This window comes from Shinella sp. JR1-6 (genome assembly GCF_004284735.1).
Taxonomy (GTDB): Bacteria; Pseudomonadota; Alphaproteobacteria; order Rhizobiales; family Rhizobiaceae; genus Shinella.
This window is the reverse complement of the sequence record NZ_SHMI01000020.1, coordinates 44,431-61,641: the sequence shown is the minus strand read 5'-3', so window position 1 is coordinate 61,641 and position 17,211 is coordinate 44,431. Positions and strand designations below refer to the sequence as shown.

Here is a 17,211-nt window from a genome sequence, read left to right as displayed (position 1 = left end):
CGCATGAACCCCGAAATACGACCTTGGTGCCATGGGGCGGGGCGACCTAGGTCGCATATCGCCGCGGCCGGGGCTTACCGTAGAAAAATGGCAGTAAGAAATGCGAGGGAGGACCGCATGTCGGCCAATATCATTCGCGGCGGGATCGCTGCTTTCATCCTCTTGGCGACGACGAGCATCGTGATCGCCCATGGCGACGTGGCGCCGCAGCCGGTCAACACGGATGCCCTGCCTGACGTGGGCGAGGAATGGCTGACCGAGAATCCCTATCGCGAGGCGGCGATCGGTCACGAGGCCTGGCTGAAGGCGGTGGAGATCGGCGCTTCGGGCTTCAACCAGAACTGTGCACGCTGTCATGGCCTCGGCGCGGTTTCGGGCGGGCTTGCGCCGGACCTGCGCTTCCTTGAGGCCGAGGAAGCCGGCGACGAGTGGTTCATGGAACGCTTCCGCCACGGCTACACCCAGGACGGCACGACGAAGATGCCGGCTTTCGGCGACATTCTTGGCCAGAAAGCAGCCTGGGCGATCCGCACCTATGTGGAAACCCGGCCAGAGGATGGGGCGCTCGACAACCATGCCCAGCGCCTGCATGAGATCCGCGACGAACTGGGCAGCGGCAAGGTGGCTGATACGGCAGCGCTCAGGAAGGAACTGGAGACGATCGCGTCCGAAGTAAAGACCGCGTCCGGCGCTCCCGTGGCCGACAGCGTGACCTACGAGGCAGCACGCATTCTTTCCGAAACGCCGGAAAGCTGGAAGAAGGCGGCGGAAGTGCTGACGGTCGGCCTTTCCGCCACGCAGTAACGCACATGCTCCGCCGTGCTCTTCTGGCCCTTGTCCTCGGCGTTGCCCTCCCGGGCGGCGCTTTTGCGCGTTGCGAGGACTACAAGCCTCAACCCAAACCGCATAACACTTTCGCGCAGGATGTCGGTCGCGATTTCGACCGGATTCTTGAAGAAGGCTGGATAGAATTCGCCGTCTATGCGGACTATGCGCCTTGGTCCTATGAGGAAAAGGGCAAAGCAGTCGGTGTCGACGTCGAGATCGGGCGGCTGATCGCCAAGGGCCTTGGTGTCGAGGCGAAATTCCGCCTCGTTGCCGCCGGGGAAAACCTGGAGGCGGACCTCCTGAACTATGTCTGGAAGGGCGCGACCGTCGGCGGCCGCGTCAGCGACGTGATGCTGCATGTGCCCTATGACAGTGCCCTCGTCTGCCGTATCGAGCAGGTTACCTTCACCGGACAATATGCCACGGAAAGCATCGCGATCGCCTATCGTGCGGCTGACTATGCGGAGAAAGGGCCGACGCCGCCCTTCTTCCGCTTCGATCCGGTTGCCGTCGAGAACGATTCCATCGCCGATTTCTACCTCACTTCCCTGATTGGCCCCGTCGACAAGATCCATCGGTACCGGTCGGTGGCTGCGGCAATGGATGGGCTGGCGGAGGGCGTAACCAAGGCTGCGATGGGTCCGCGTGCGGAGCTGGAAGCCGGGCTCGTGCGCCATCCGGAAAGCGGGTTGACGGTGCACGCCCCACCGCTTGTCGGCTTTGCCCGGGGAAGCTGGACGGTCGGCATCGGCATCAACTTCCAGCACAAGGACCTCGCCTATGCCGTCGACGAAGCTATCGCGGCGGCGCTCGCCGACGGTGAGATCGCGCGTATCTTTGCGGCCCACGGCCTGACCTTCACCCCGCCCACGCGCTAAGGTTCAGAACGTCGAAACATCGCCGGCGAAATCCACTGCCGTTACCCGCGTCACCGCAGGGCAGCGGTGGAGCGCGGCGCGTATCGCCTCGCGGGGCATCAGGCAAAAGGCCGTTGAGAAGCCATCGGCCAGTGCGGCGTTCTCTGCCTCCACCGAAACTGTCGACCAGCCCGGCGTTTCACCACGTGGGCCGAGGATATGGAAGCCGCCCCCGATCCGCATCGCCGTCGGGCTTGACGTGGCAACGGCATTGCCCGAAAGGCGGCGGGTGGCGATTCCGCCGAGGGCTGGATCTTCGATGGAAATGTGGAACGGCCCACCGAGTGCCGCGAACTCCCCCATATCGACGAGCGCATCGCGATAGCCTGCCTCCTGCAGCAATCCACGCACCTGGTCGGCGGCATAGCCCTGCGCGATACCGTTGAAGGTCAATGCCTGTCCCTTGTCGAGCCGGATCGGCGGGCCGACCTGTACCCGTGCCAGGCCGATCGCGGCGTGCGCGGGCGCGGGGTCGCGCCCTTCCGCCAGAGCACGCCAAAGTGGCTGGACCGTCGGATCGAAACGTCCGTCCGTCATCGCATGCATCTCCCCGGAAAGGCGCATCAGGTCGAGAAGGATAGGGGGCGGATCGTCGAGCCGTCCTGCGGCATTTAAGCGGCTGAGGGCGGAATCGGAATTGAAGAGGCTTGCTGCAGCCTCCACCTCCGCGATTGCCGCGCCGATCCGGGTGGCGACATCCTGCGCAAGATCACGCGGGCCCCGCAGATCGACGCGCACCGTGCCGCCGAGCATGTCTGCCTGCCAGCGCGTGAACCCGGCGCGGGCGGCGCCGGGAAAGGCGGCCACCGCGGCGGTTATCAGGAGAAAGCGGCGTCGGTTCATGCCCGTGCCGCCCGCGGGCTTGGTGCACTCTTCCGGCGGGCCAGCACGAGCGGCACGCATTGCGCGCCGTCATCGTGGATCGAGACGCAGTCGAGGCATTGGAAACATTGCGAATAGGCGATCTCGCCTGTCTTGCGGATGGCGCCATAGGGGCAGCGTACGCGGCAAAGCTGGCAGGGCGAACCGCATTCTGCACGGCGGGGAATCCATCGGCGCAGCCGCAGCAGGCCACCGATGGCCATGAGCGCCCCCAGCGGACAGACATAACGGCAGAAGCCTTTGAAGGTGACCATGGCAAGCAGCAGCCAGAATCCGGCATAGGCGACATAGTACCATTCACGTTGGAACAAGGTGGTGATTGCCGTCTTGAAGGGTTCGATCTCGGCGGCCGTCTCAGCCTTTTCCGGCGCGAGCACCGCGACCGCGAGGAGGCCGGCAAGCGCAAGCCACGCGCCGGCCTTCAACCGGCTGTCCCAGACAGGGGAGGGGTTCCACTGCGGCAGCCGCAGCAGCCTGCCAACATGGTGGGCGAATTCCTGCATGGCACCGAAGGGGCAGAGCCAGCCGCAGAAAAGGCCGCGCCCCCACAGCACGAAACCAAGAATGGCAGCCCCCCAGATCAGCAGCGAGAAGGGATCGTAGAGCAACACGGTGAGACTGCCGCCATCGACCGCCGTCCGCAGCACGGCGAGCGGCGTGACGATCGAAAGCTGGCCTTGCCCCCACCAGCCGACGAACACGACGACAAGCGCCAGGAGGGCGAGCCGTGCCGGACGCAGCGTGGCGGGTTGAGCGAGACGATGCATGCCGGGGCCGACCGCCGCCAGCAGCCCTGTCAGAAGCACGCCGAGCGCGGCGAGATCCCATTTCCGATCGGCCAGTGCCGCCTGCCATGGCGCCAACGCAGCCGCAACCACCGGACGGCTGAAGAAGGCGGGGTCAGCCCTGAGGACGAGCGGGAAATGGACGGAGCCGACCTCCGGCTTCAGCATGCCATGCATGCGCACGGCCTGTGCGGAGAGCGTCCAGTCCCGCGTCGGGTCGAAGCCAAGGCGACGGTCGATACGCAGAAGCATCGTCGTGCCCAGCGGCACGCCCGTCCGTGTCTCTACCGCAAGGTCGGCATCGCGCAGCGCGACGGGCAGGCCGTCCTGCTCTGCCGCCAGGCGGTCCGGTGCCGTGTTGCGCACGAAATCCGGCGACACGAGGCCATGGCGCCCAGCTTCGATGAGGAGGATGGGCTCGTCATCGGGAGAGATGCGCGCAAGGCGCTGGAGGTCGGCAAGGCTTTCATCATCCAGCACAGCGCGCGCGATGGCCGGCGGACCGATGTCGACCGCCCAGAGATCAAGGAAAAGCCCCTCTGGATCCGCTGCTGCCTCCGGGTCGTCATGCGCCCAGATCGTCTTGCCGAACGCCGCATCGAGCGCAGCGTTGGTAACCGTGAGGTTCCGGACGAGGCCGCGCTCGACCAGCGTCGGCCAGTCAAGCACCTCGTCGACTGCCGGATCGGGGTGTACCGGCGGGCCGCTCACCACGCCCTGCATCTTCTCGCGCACCACGTCGAGCGTTGCGGCGAGGATCGATTCATGGGCGATGCGCACCGACGCCGTCGCCTTGGTTACGCCGTCGAGATAGACGAGATCGGAGCCATTGCCGGCCTCGCCATAGGGTGTGCCGACGACCAGCGGCTCGCGGATCGAATGCCCGCGATACTGTTCGAGAAAGGCGCGCAAGGGCGCCTCTCCCAGGCCGGAAACGAAGATGGGCTCGTTGTGCGAAAGGAGCCTGATGTCAAGAAAGCGGCCATCCCGGTCGATTGTCACAAGCATGTTGATCGGCGCGCCTGAAAAGCCGGGCAGCGGTGCGAGCGGCCCCGTCTCGAAGACGTAGCCGGCCTCCGCCCCACCGGAGTTGAGCAGCGTCCAGACGCCCTTGTCGTTGATCGGCTCTCCCAGCGCATAGGGTGGCACGATCATGCCGGCTAGCGCCTGGTGGTCGAGCACGGCCGCCGGCGCGTTCCGGCCACACAGAAGAAGGCCGAGGATAAAAATGCTCAGCAGCAGGCCGCATCGCGCCAAGCCTCTTTCCATCGCCGGATCCTCCCGTCCCGATTTCTATGCACCTGTCGGAAGGCCGCCATACGACCAAGGTCGCGGATCGGCGGCATGGTTCGGCGGCTATAGTCGGGGTGGGAGATTTCCGATGACGCAGATCCATGCCGAAGACCGCCCGTCGGTTGGCGTCTTCTTTCTATCCCTCGGCCTCTTTGGCCTGTTCTGGGCGGCGCTTGCCGGCCTGAAGGCCGACCCGACGGTCTTGCCGGGGCCTGTCGACGTGGCGCGGGTCTTCTGGTCGGAAACCATCGCAGGGCGCCTGCCGCGCGAGCTTTTTGCAACGCTGCTGCGCGTTGTCGTTTCCTTCACGCTCGCCATGGCGGCCGGCAGCCTGCTCGGCTTCCTTCTCGGACGCTATCGGGCCCTCAACCGCTGGGCCGACCCCTGGGTCACGATCTTCATGAACCTGCCGGCGCTCGTGCTGATCGTGCTTTGCTATCTCTGGATCGGGCTCAACGAACTGGCAGCTATCGTCGCGGTGACCCTCAACAAGACGGCCATGGTGATGATCACCGTGCGGCAGGGCGTGCGTACCTTCGATCCGGCGCTGGAGGACCTTGCCGCCGTCGCCCGCCTGTCCGGTCGCGAGCGCCTTCGCCATCTTGTGCTGCCGCAGCTTGCACCCTGGCTCGCGGTCGCCGCGCGCAACGGCATCGCCGTGATCTGGAAGATTGTTCTCGTCGTCGAATTCCTCGGCCGGTCGAATGGCATAGGCTTTCGCATCCACCTCTATTTCCAGCAGTTCGAGACCACCCATGTGCTGGTCTATTCCCTCGCATTCGTCGCCGTCATGCTGGTCGTCGAACACGGGATCATCCAGCGCTGGGAAGCCCGTGCAGCTCATTGGAAAAACCGATAGAAAGCGAGCGACGGTCACTCCATCGGGAAGAGGGGTAGACATATCGTGCGGTGCGTAGGAGACGGGGTGTCCCATCCCGGCGGTTCAATGTAGCCTGCTGGGCGATTCTCCGCTTCGTCACCGCTCCGCAGGCCTATGGAAACCTCACTCTATCTGCCCGTCAAAGACTTCCTCGAAAAGGCCGGCTATGTCGTCAAGGGGGAAATCGGCGGCTGCGATCTCGTCGGGCTGAGCAACGACGATCCGCCCGTCATCGTGATCTGCGAGCTGAAGCTGACCTTCAACCTGGAGCTCATCCTCCAGGCCGTAGACCGGGCTGCCGTCTCGGACGAGGTCTGGATCGCCGCAAGGGTCTCGGCGAGGGGCAGGGGGCGGGAATCCGACAAGCGCTACCGCGACCTCTGCCGCCGGCTCGGCATCGGCATGCTCGGCGTTTCCGATGCCGATGACGTCAGCGTCATCGTCGGTTCCATATCCCCCATGCCGCGAACCAATCCGAAGCGCCGGTCGCGGCTGATGCGGGAGCACCAGAAGCGGCGCGGCGATCCGGCCCGCGGCGGCAGCACCCGTGCACCGGTCATGACAGCCTACCGCCAGCAGGCGCTCGGCTGCGCCGCGGCGCTTGCCGGTGGGCCGCTGCCCGTACGCGCTGTGCGCGCCAATGTGCCGGACGCCGGTAAAATCCTGCTTTCCAATGTCTACGGCTGGTTCGAGCGCCTCGACAGGGGCGTCTATGGCCTGACGGATACCGGGCGAGACGCGCTGCAGCGGTGGCCGCAGCCGGACACCTTGTCGCCTTAACGGCGACGGTTATCGCGTTTCAATGATCGCTACATAGAAAACGGAACGGCGGCTTCACGCACCACGACCCTCATCAAATTGCGCGCTATGCTTGAAATGACGTTCGTACCAAAAGCCATGATAGCCGAGGCACGGGTTCTGTTGCACGCTGAGGATGACGACAACCTGTCGTCCGCCTTTCGATCTTTAGCCCGGAGAGGTGATCATAGCCAGATCGCGTCATCTGCTATTGGAATGTTTGACACATGGTTTTGAGAAGGTGCTGAGCGAACCGCGTTAGCTGAGGCAATGCGTCGCCAGTTGTCTGATGAGAACAGCCGGGTGGGGTAAAACGGTCTTTCCATTCGGCACGCTCGCTACGAGCATCTTTATTCAGATAAACATGAATTGAAAGCACCACTTTTTTACTAAAATACGGCATCTTGCCAGCCGGCGTTGGTTGACCTACTCGTGGCGCATAAGAAGCTGGGCCGGCGAACATGCGGTTCGGTGGCGCTGCCTTTCAGCAGCCGTGTACCTCTAGACGTTGGGATTGCGATGAACCTGTACCTGGACTATCTGGCCGAGATCAAAAGCAGAGAAACGCAAGGGCTCGCTCCCAAGCCGATTGATGATGGCGCGCTTGTCGGCGAAATCATTGCATTGATTGAAGATGCCGGTAGCGAGCATCGCAAGGACGCCCTAAACTTCTTCATCTACAATACGCTGCCGGGCACGACGAGTGCTGCCGGGGTCAAGGCTGCTTTCCTCAAGAAGATCATCCTCGGCGAAACTGTCGTCCCGGAGATCACCCCCGAGTTCGCCCTCGAACTCCTGTCGCACATGAAGGGCGGGCCCTCGGTCGAAGTGCTGCTCGACATCGCGCTTGGCGAGGATGCTGCAATTTCCGGGCAGGCCGGTGAGGTGCTGAAGACGCAGGTCTTCCTCTACGACGCCGACATGTTCCGTCTGCGAGACGCCTTCAAGGCTGGCAATGCGGTCGCGAAGGGCATTCTCGAAAGCTATGCCAAGGCCGAGTTCTTCACCAAGCTCCCGGATGTTGAGGACGAGATCAAGGTCGTGACCTTCATCGCCGCCGAAGGCGATATCTCGACCGACCTTCTGTCGCCCGGCAACCAGGCGCATTCGCGTTCGGACCGTCAGCTGCACGGCCAATGCATGATTACGCCCGAAGCGCAGCAGGAAATCGTCGCGCTGCAGAAGCAGCACCCGGACAAGCGCGTGATGATGATTGCCGAGAAGGGCACGATGGGCGTCGGTTCGTCGCGCATGTCGGGCGTCAACAACGTGGCGCTCTGGACCGGCAAGCAGGCCAGCCCCTATGTGCCCTTCGTCAACTTCGCACCGGTCGTCGCGGGCACCAACGGCATTTCGCCGATCTTCGCGACCACGGTCGACGTGACCGGCGGTATCGGCATTAACCTGAAGAACTGGACCAAGAAGACCGGTGAAGACGGCAAGCCGATCCTCAACAACGACGGTAACCCGGTCCTTGAGCAGAAGTTCTCGGTCGAGACTGGCACGGTCCTGAAGATCGACGTGAAGAACAAGAAGCTCCGTGGCGAGGACGGCGCGGAACTGGTCGATGTCGCTGCTGCTTTCACACCGCAGAAGATGGAGTTCATGAAGGCCGGCAGCTCCTATGCTATCGTCTTCGGCAAGAAGCTCCAGACATTTGCTGCCCAGACCCTCGGTGTGGAGCAGACCCCGGTCTTTGCCCCGAACAAGGAAATCACCGTCGAGGGTCAGGGCCTGACCGCGGTCGAGAAGATCTTCAACCGCAATGCCGTCGGTGTGACGCCGGGCAAGGTCCTGCATGCAGGATCCGACGTTCGCGTGAAGGTGAACATTGTCGGGTCGCAGGACACCACCGGTCTGATGACCGCGCAGGAGCTCGAGGCGATGGCGGCGACCGTCATCTCGCCGCTCGTGGACGGCGCCTATCAGTCGGGCTGCCATACGGCGTCCGTCTGGGACAAGAAGGCACAGGCGAACATTCCGAAGCTCATGTCCTTCATGAACAATTTCGGCCTGATCACCGCGCGGGACCCGAAGGGTGTCTATCACGCGATGACGGACGTCATCCACAAGGTGCTGAACGACATCACCGTGGACGACTGGGCGATCATCATCGGCGGCGACAGCCACACCCGCATGTCCAAGGGCGTGGCCTTTGGCGCGGACTCCGGCACCGTGGCACTTGCCCTGGCCACCGGCGAGGCGACCATGCCGATCCCACAATCGGTCAAGGTGACCTTCAAGGGCACGATGCAGCCGCACATGGACTTCCGTGACGTGGTGCATGCGACCCAGGCACAGATGCTCAAGCAATGCGGTGATAACGTCTTCCAGGGCCGCATCATCGAAGTCCATATCGGCACGCTGCTCGCCGACCAGGCCTTCACCTTCACCGACTGGACGGCCGAGATGAAGGCCAAGGCCTCGATCTGCATTTCGCAGGACGAGACGCTGATCGAGTCGCTGGAAATCGCCAAGTCGCGCATCCAGATCATGATCGACAAGGGCATGGAAAATACTGCAGGCACGCTGAAGGGCCTGATTGCCAAGGCGGATGCACGCATTGCCGAGATTCGCTCGGGCGAAAAGCCAGCGCTTGCGCCGGATGACAATGCGAAGTACTTCGCGGAAGTCGTCGTGGATCTGGACGTGATCGATGAGCCGATGATCGCCGACCCGGACGTGAACAACGCCGATGTTTCGAAGCGCTACACCCATGATACGATCCGTCCGGTTTCGTACTACGGCGGCAACAAGAAGGTCGATCTCGGCTTCGTGGGCTCCTGCATGGTACACAAGGGCGACGTGAAGATCGTGGCTCAGATGCTGAAGAACATCGAGAAGGCCGAAGGTAAGGTCGAGTTCAAGGCCCCGCTCGTGGTGGCCGCGCCGACTTACAACATCATCGACGAACTGAAGGCCGAAGGGGATTGGGAAATCCTGCAGAAGTATTCGGGCTTCGAGTTCGATGATCTGCAGCCGAAGACCAGCAACCGGACCGAATACGAAAACATCCTCTACCTCGAGCGCCCGGGTTGTAACCTCTGCATGGGCAACCAGGAGAAGGCCGAGAAGGGCGACACCGTTCTGGCAACCTCGACCCGTCTGTTCCAGGGCCGCGTGGTGGAAGACACTGCCGAAAAGAAGGGTGAGTCGCTGCTCGCCTCGACCCCGGTGGTCGTGCTTTCGGCGATCCTGGGCCGGACGCCAAGTGCGGAAGAGTACAAGGCTGCGGTCGAAGGGATCGATCTGACGAAGTTCGCGCCGCCGAAAGCGGCTCCGATCGATCCCCGTTCGGTCCAGTACTGAGGGTTTCCGCTAGAGGATGGCATCGGAAACCTGATGCCGATAACGTGAAGGCCGGCGGGTATGCCCGCCGGCAGAGCACGCGGTCGAGCGCAAGCTCATCCGCCGCCGCTACCAGATAGAGAATGTCGTCCTTCCATCTACAGCGTGAACTGGATGGAAGGTGGCAGGCTGGCTCTATACGCGGCAGGTGTTTGAAACCACCGCGGTGCTATCCTTCCCCTGCCAGCCTGACGATATCGTCAATAGACATCGCGCAGGTACCTTTTTTCCCGCTTCAGCCGGGCCACATAATCGGCGGCGCGGTCGTCCGGGAGACTGCCATGGGTGGCGATGATTTCGATCAGCGCCGTATCGACGTCGCGCGCCATGCGGCTGGCATCGCCGCAGACATAGAAGGCGGCGCCCTCCTCCAGCCAGGCGAAGAGCGCCTTGCCGTTTTCGCGCATGCGGGTCTGCACATAGATCTTTTCCTGCTGGTCGCGGGAAAAGGCGAGGTCGAGGCGCGTCAAGAGCCCGTCGCGGCTCATCTCGGACAGTTCGTCGGCGTAGATGAAATCGCTGTCGCGGTGCTGGTCGCCGAAGAACAGCCAGTTGCGGCCCTTCGCGCCCCGGGCGCGGCGCTCCTGAAGGAAGGCGCGGAAGGGGGCGACACCGGTGCCCGGGCCGACCATGATGACGGGCGCGTCATTGTCGGCGGGCAGGCGGAAGGATTTGTTCTGCGAGACGAAGATGCCGGCGTTTGAGCCTTCGGCCACGCGGTCGGCGAGGAAGGTCGAGCACACGCCACCGCGGTCGCGGCCATCGGCGTGATAGCGCACGCTGGCGATGGTGAGGTGCACGCTGCCGGCGGCGGCATGCGGGCTGGAGGAAATGGAATAGGCGCGGTGCTGGAGTGGCTTCAGCAGGGTAACGATATCCGTAGCCGGGAAGGCTGATGGCGGAGCCAGCGCCAGAAGATCGCAGATATCCTTACCCCAGAGGAAGGCGTCCAGTGCTTCCTTGTCACCGTTGCGCAGCACATGGGTCAGTTCCTCGTTGCCGGCGCGGCGCTCCACCTCGGCGATCAGGTCGCGCGAGGGGGTGGATATCTCGAATTTTTGCGTCAGTGCGGTTTCAAGGCTGGTTTCGCCGGCCGGCGTTTGCGGATCGGCCCCGAGATGCGCGAGGAGAAGCGAGACGAGAGCGGGATCGTTGACCGGGATCACGCCGAGCGCATCGCCGGCTTCATACTCCAGCCCGCTATCGCCGAGATCGAATTCGTAGTGGCGGATTTCCTTGGCCGAGGCGCTGCCGGAAAGGCGGCGGTTGACGGCGAGACGGGACGGGTAGGGGTTCTTGCGGCTCCAGCCGGCCACCTTCGGGACTGCGGCGGTGACCGGCGCGCCGGAGAGGGCGCCGCCGCCGGCATTTTCTGCGGCGAGCGGCAGGGCTTGCCCGACCCAGGAGGCCGCCGGGTCCTCGTAATCGATATCGCAGTCCTGCCGGGCGAGGATGCGGGTCGCGCCGAGCTGTTCGAGGCGCATGTCGATGAGTTTGCCGGCCTGGCAGAATCCGTCATAGCCGGTATCGCCCAAGGCGAGGACACCGAAGCGCAGGTTTTCCAGACGTGGCGCGGTGGAGGCGGAAATCGCCTCCCAGAAGAGCTGCGCATTGTCGGGCATCTCGCCTTCGCCATAGGTGGAGGTGACGACGATCAGCCGCTCCATGGCGGCGAGCTCATCCATGGTGATTTCGTCGAGGCCAGCGACTTCAGGAGCAAGACCCAGCGATCGGGCACTCGCCGCCGCTTCCATCGCGACGCGCTCGGCGTTGCCCGTCTGGGTGCCATAGAGGATGTGGAGGCTGGCGGCCTTGGTGGGCGTGGCCGCAGCAGCGACGGCGGGTGTTTCAATGGCGAGGCGGGAATGCAGGCCCGCGAGGAAGCCGGAGAGCCAGGCCCGCTGGTCGGTGTTGAAGGGAGCATCTTCGGGGATGTAGGGGATTTTCATCGTCTTTGCCTCACTGTCTTGCCGGCGCGAAGCCGGAAATCGCCTGGCGCGCGAACAGCTCCTCGAAGCTGGGGATGCGGCCGATGCGCTCGATGTTGCGGGCGGACTGGTGGAGGATCCAGCCGTAGGTGCCGGGGCTGTCGATGGCGCGCGTGTTGCGGCCTTTCAGTGCCTGCCGGTAGTCGTCGAGGCGTTTTGCTGCGACCATCACGGCCAGCGCCTCGTCGTCGTGGTCGGCGACCGCGTCGCGCGCGTAGCGGGCGAGTTTCTGCATCAGGGAGAAATCTTCCGTCAGCAAGAGGTTGCGCACGGCCTTCTCCACCGCGGGATCGGACGGCCCGCGCGCGCCAGGCACGCGGGCAAGGGCGATCGATTGCGCCATGCTGAGCACCGTGTAGTTGTTGAGGAGGACGAACATGCCTTCCGTATCGGTCTCGCCGTAGCCGGGCACATTGCCGTTGAGGACCGCCTTGCGGTCACGATAGGCGAGCTTGAACTTGCGCACCTGATGGCCGGCAAGTGCCGTCGAGAGTTCCTCGACAAGATCCTTGCGGCTCTTCGCCTTCAGGATGGCGTCGCTATCTTGGTAGAGCAGCAAAGCGCGCGGCAGGCCGTAGACGAAATTGTGCTTCTCGCTCTCCCAGTTTTCGAGAAGCCATTGCGCCTTTTTCGAGTCGGTCGCCGCGAGATGCCATTCGAGCAGCAGGCGCACGGTATCCGCATGGACGACCGCCATCGCGTCGCCCTCGTCGCCGATCGCGCCGAGCAGGATGGAATCGTGGCTCATCTTCTTCGGCAGGTCGCCATAGGGATCGTACTGGTAGACGAAGCCGCCACTCATGCCGTTGCCGAACCCTTTGCCGAAGGTGCCGAGGTTCAGCACCGCGCCGTTCGTCATGTATTCGCAGCAGAAATCGCCGACGCCTTCGACCACGGCCGTCGCGCCGGAATTGCGCACGGCAAAACGGTCGCCGGCCTGGCCTTCGACGAAGAGCCGCCCGCCCGTCGCGCCGAAGAGCGCGAAATTGCCGACCAGCACATTGCCGCCCGCCTCGTCAGAGCCGCCGCCCGGCGAGCGCACGGCGATGACGCCGCCATTGGCGCTTTTGCCGACGCCGTCATTGCAGGTGCCGGTATGGGTCAGCGCCATGCCATCGTTGCAGAAGGCGCCGAAAGACTGGCCGGCCGAGCCCGAGGTGGATATGCGTACACTGCCGGCGTCGAGGAAGCGGCGGCCGCGGTCGTCCTGACGGACGGAGGGAAGGGCGTGCATCTGTTCCTCCGTCAGGTCGTAGTTGAGCAGGCGCTCGATATCGACGGCGAGCTGGCCGCCGACCGTCTTGTTGCAATTGTTGAGAGGGCGATTGCCGCCAAGCTCCACGTCGACACGCCGGCCCTCGATGAGGGCGGAGCGCACAAGCTCGATGAAACCGTCGTCGACGGCGAAATCCTTTTCCATGTAGACGGGGTCGGCGATCGTCACCTCCGCGACGACGGCGAGCATGGCGCGCAGGTCAAGCTGCCCGACGCTCGTGGGATGATCGAGAAGGTGCAGCAGATCGCTGCGGCCGCGCGCTTCGCGCAGCGAGGAGAGGCCGAGCGCGGCGAGGATTTCCCGCGTTTCATGGGCGATGTTGAGGAGATATTGCGCCAGCGCCCGCGGATCGCCGTCGAAGACCTCCGGATTGGTGGTGAGGCCGGCGGGGCACTTGATGTTGCAGTTCTTTGCCATGACGCATTTCAGCATCATCAGCGCGGTCGTGCCGAACTCGAAACTGTCGCCGCCGAGCAGCGCCGACTTGACGACGTCGCTCGCCGTCTGGTGCGCGCCGGAGCAGCGCAGCAGCACCTTCTGGCGCAGGCCGTTGGCGCAGAGCGCCTGATGCACTTCGGCGATGCCGATTTCGGCGGCGCGGCCGGTGTATTTTAGGCTGGTGACGGCGGCGGCCCCCGTGCCGCCGGTGTTGCCGGCGACGTTGATGACATCGGCACCCGCCTTGGCGACGCCGACGGCGATGGTGCCGATGCCCTCCGAGGAGACCAGCTTGACGATGACGCGTACGCGCGCGGCCTTGCAGTCGTGGATGAGCTGGGCAAGATCCTCGATCGAGTAGGTGTCGTGGTGCGGCGGCGGGGAGACGAGCTCGACGCCGGGCGTGCCGCCGCGGGCCGCGGCGATCTCGACCGTCACTTTCTGGGCGGGCAACTGGCCGCCTTCGCCGGGTTTTGCGCCCTGGCCGATCTTGATCTCCAGCTCCTCCAGCATGGGATCGGCGAGATAACCGGCCCAGATGCCGAAGCGGCCGGAGGCGAACTGCTTGATGCGCGAGGCGCGGATGGTGCCGTAGCGCGAGATATGTTCGCCGCCCTCGCCGGAATTCGACATGCCGCCGACCATGTTGGTGCCGTGCGCGACCGCCTCATGGGCGTTCGCGACAAGCGCGCCGTGGCTCATCGCCCCGGAGGCAAGCAGCGGGGTGATCTCGCTCGCCGCCTGCACGGTTTCGAGCGGAATGCTCTGCGGCGCCGTGCGGATCAGCGAGAGATAGTCCAGCGCCTCGCCGGCCGCCTGCACCATCAATGCGCCGCCCTCCAGCCAGTGGCCGAGGATATCGCCGCTGAAGCGCATGACGAGCGACTGGCCGAGCGCCGCCAGCCGCGCCAGTTCGCCGCTGGTGAGGGTGAGGCGGAACGCGTCCTCGCCGAAGGTTTCACACGCAAGGCCGCGCACCAAAAAACTGTTGTTGCCCTTGCGTAAGAAGCGGCCCATCTCCTTGCGAAAATCTTCGGCGGAGGAGAGGTAGGTGACGTCGGCCGGCAGCGCGAGGACGTCGCGCAGCGCGGCGGGGCGACGCGCGCGCTCATCCGTCATCTGGCGGATGAAGGCGCGGTAGCCAGGGGTGATGGCGAAGCGGTCGATCGCTTCGGGCGTCAGTTTCTCAAAACCGTTGTTGCGATAGGCGGCGTCATCGAGGCCGAAGGCGTCGTCGAGCCGGTTGAGCGTCAGAAGGCGCAGGAATGGATCGTCCTCCTCCGGCCTCTCGAAACCGATCTTCTCCTCCGTCATGTTGATGAAGCCGCGCACGGCGGCGGTGCCGAAGGAGTGGCCGGCGCCTTCCGCACGCTCCTTGAAGAGGCCGAGCAGGGGAATGTCGTCCTCGCGCTGCACCGTCAGCGCCTTGGCATGCCAGTCGGCGACGGCAGCGGCGATCACCTTGAAATTCACGCCGCCGACGGGCGTCTTAACGTTCGGGAAGTAGCGCTTGAGCACGCGGTCGTTGGTGTCGAGGAAGTTCGGCTCGAAGAACTCGCCGCCGATATAACTTTCGGCGGTGCATAGGCCGACCTTGCCCATGGTCTTCATCAACGACTTTTCGGCCGCCTTGGCAAAGCGCTTGAAGGCCTTGTCGGCCTCTCCGCCGAACTTTTCCTCGGCGCGGAACTGCACGCCGAGCGGATAGACCGCCGAAGCGCCGAAGCCGAGCACGGCCGCGACATGGTGCGAGGATGCGATCTGCCCGCTCTCGACCACCAGCGACAGCCGGAGACGAAGGCCCTCCTCGATGAGCTTCTGGTTGACGGCGGAGATGACGAGGATCATCGGCAAGGCGGCGCGGGCGCGGGCGACATGCCGGTCGGTGACGACGGCGATGCCACCCTCTTCCCGCGCAAAACCTGCAATGGCGGTGCAGAGGGCGTCGATCGCCTGTTCCAACGCGGCTTCGTTGGCCTCGGCATCCTCAAGATCAGGCGTATAGAGCATCTCGAAACGCTTGACCGGCGTTTCCGCCTGTTCGCGGATGCGCAGCATATCGAGATGGGTGAGGATCGGCGAGGGCACGACGATCTGGCGCGCCGCCTTCGCGCCGATATTCGGCTTGGCGCCGAGCGCCACGCGCAAGGTCATGCCATCGGCCTCGCGGATCGAATCGAGCGGCGGGTTCGTCACCTGGGCGAAGCGTTGCGAGAAATACTTCGCGACGCCGCCCTCCTGGTCGGAGAGGGCGTTGATGGCGTTGCCATAGCCCATGGCGGAGATCTTTTCCGCTCCGGTCGCCAGCATCGGATCCATCAGGAACTTGAAGCTTTCCTGGTTGAAGGAGTAGGCGACGTAGCGCTGGTGGCGTTCGAGGTCGCCGTTGTAGCGTAGCGGAGAGCCCTGCGCTTCGGCCGGGATTTCCGGCAGGTCGGCGAGATTGACGCGCGCCTCGCGGAGGAGGTCGCGATAGGGGCGCCGGGCGGCGAGCATTTCCAGCGCCTCGTTCGTGCCGAAGGCGCGCTTTTCCGTGTGGTCGTAGCAGAGCATGCCGCCAGCTTCGATGCGGCCGCGGCGCAGCACGCTTTCCGGCGGAAAGGCGATCTGGCCGGCTTCCGACATGACGCAGAGATAGTCGGCGGTCTCGACGGTGCGCAGCGGCCGCAGCCCCAGACGATCGAGCCGTGCGCCGATCATGTCACCGTCGCCGAAGATCAGCGCGGCGGGGCCGTCATTCTTCTCCTCGTAGAGCGAGAAATATTCGAGCATTGCCACGACATCTGATGACAGCGTGTCGTCGTTCTCCCAGGCCGGCGGCATCATCGAGACGACGGCGGTGACGAGATCGAGGCCGTCTTCCAAGACACGCGTCTGAAGCGTCTGGTCGAGACGGCAGCTATCCGACTGGCCCTTCGGGCGGATGATCGAGGCGTTTTTGGCGAGCGCGATTGCGGCCTCGGAGAGCCGGTTCTTGCGGTCGGTGTTGAGTTCGCCGTTATGCGCCATCAGCCGGAAAGGCTGGGCCATGGAGGGATGCGGGTCGGTGTTTGTGGAAAACCGCGTGTGGAAATACATGGTGTTGACGGTGTGATCCGGGTCCACGAGGTCGCGGAAATAGGGCATGACTTCGTTGGAGTTGAGTCGCCCCTTCAGCACCTGCGTCCTAGCGCTCAGCGAGAGCGGATAGAGCCCGGCAAGCTGCGGCTCGGTATAGGCGCGCGCCTCGATCGCCAGCAGCGCCTTGTGGATGCGGACATCGAACTCCGCCTGGCTCGCCTTTTCGTCGTGACACGCAAAGACCCATTGACGGATCGGGAGCTGGTGGCGGATCGCCGCCGGGCGGATGGCACTGTCATCGACAGGCACGTCGCGCGTCAGAAGCAGGGAGAGACCCTGTTTGGCAAGCGCGCCCTCGATGATGTTTTCGGCCTCCAGCCGGAAGGCCGGATCGTTCGGCAGGAAGAAATTGCCGACGCCGAATCGGCGTGCCTCAAGATCGTCCCGGCCGGTCAGCTTGCGAAAGAAGCCAAGCGAGATATCGACCGAAACTCCCGCGCCGTCGCCGACGCCCTCCGCCGACATGCCGCCGCGATGGGGCACGGCGCAGAGCGCTTCGTGGCCTTTTTTCAGGACGTCATGTGTCTGTTTGCCGTCTTTTCGCGTGATGAAACCAACGCCGCAGCTGCTCTTCTCATGAGCGTGATCGTAAAGGCCGAAGGTTTCTTCGCGATGATCCAACGTGCGTCCTCCTGTCAAGATGCGTCAGTCATGCTGA

At 64.1% G+C, this 17,211-nt stretch carries 9 protein-coding genes; 5 read left to right on the top strand and 4 right to left on the bottom strand.

Annotation, left to right across the window (positions count from 1 at the left end):
- Positions 1-117 precede the first annotated feature (117 nt).
- On the top strand, positions 118-804 hold the full coding sequence (gene pedF, locus EXZ48_RS25705; protein WP_023513585.1) for a cytochrome c-550 PedF: 687 nt from the start codon (positions 118-120) through the stop codon (positions 802-804).
- A 5-nt stretch (positions 805-809) separates the two neighbouring features.
- On the top strand, positions 810-1,706 hold the full coding sequence (locus tag EXZ48_RS25700; RefSeq protein WP_130519294.1) for an ABC transporter substrate-binding protein: 897 nt from the start codon (positions 810-812) through the stop codon (positions 1,704-1,706).
- Positions 1,707-1,709: 3 nt separating this feature from the next.
- Here the strand turns inward: EXZ48_RS25700 and EXZ48_RS25695 are convergent, their stop codons facing one another.
- Both EXZ48_RS25695 and EXZ48_RS25690 read right to left on the bottom strand, forming a co-directional pair.
- Positions 1,710-2,588 carry an FAD:protein FMN transferase gene (locus EXZ48_RS25695; RefSeq protein WP_130519292.1) on the bottom strand — a complete coding sequence of 293 codons (879 nt, stop codon included), beginning with the start codon at positions 2,586-2,588 and terminating at the stop codon, positions 1,710-1,712.
- Positions 2,585-4,681, bottom strand: coding sequence for a 4Fe-4S binding protein (locus EXZ48_RS25690; RefSeq protein WP_130519290.1), 2,097 nt, complete (start codon positions 4,679-4,681; stop codon positions 2,585-2,587). Before EXZ48_RS25690 ends, EXZ48_RS25695 begins: the two co-directional genes overlap by 4 nt.
- A gap of 112 nt (positions 4,682-4,793) precedes the next feature.
- On the opposite strand from EXZ48_RS25690, the gene EXZ48_RS25685 reads away from it, so the two are divergent.
- The 3 genes from EXZ48_RS25685 (at position 4,794) to EXZ48_RS25675 (ending at position 9,692) form a co-directional block, all read left to right on the top strand.
- The gene (locus EXZ48_RS25685) at positions 4,794-5,564 is read left to right on the top strand and encodes an ABC transporter permease (RefSeq protein ID WP_130519288.1); all 771 of its coding nucleotides are present in this window, start codon (positions 4,794-4,796) and stop codon (positions 5,562-5,564) included.
- 135 nt (positions 5,565-5,699) lie between these two features.
- On the top strand, positions 5,700-6,365 hold the full coding sequence (locus tag EXZ48_RS25680) for a DUF2161 domain-containing phosphodiesterase (protein ID WP_130519286.1): 666 nt from the start codon (positions 5,700-5,702) through the stop codon (positions 6,363-6,365).
- Between the two features lie 537 nt (positions 6,366-6,902).
- Complete coding sequence (locus EXZ48_RS25675) at positions 6,903-9,692, top strand: bifunctional aconitate hydratase 2/2-methylisocitrate dehydratase (RefSeq protein ID WP_130519283.1); 2,790 nt, start codon at positions 6,903-6,905, stop codon at positions 9,690-9,692.
- Positions 9,693-9,931: 239 nt separating this feature from the next.
- Here EXZ48_RS25675 and EXZ48_RS25670 read toward each other — a convergent pair whose 3' ends face one another.
- A complete protein-coding gene (locus tag EXZ48_RS25670) occupies positions 9,932-11,680 on the bottom strand; it encodes a sulfite reductase subunit alpha (RefSeq protein ID WP_130519281.1) in 1,749 nt (582 codons plus the stop codon).
- 10 nt (positions 11,681-11,690) lie between these two features.
- The gene (locus EXZ48_RS25665; RefSeq protein WP_130519279.1) at positions 11,691-17,174 is read right to left on the bottom strand and encodes a glutamate synthase-related protein; all 5,484 of its coding nucleotides are present in this window, start codon (positions 17,172-17,174) and stop codon (positions 11,691-11,693) included.
- Positions 17,175-17,211: the final 37 nt, after the last annotated feature.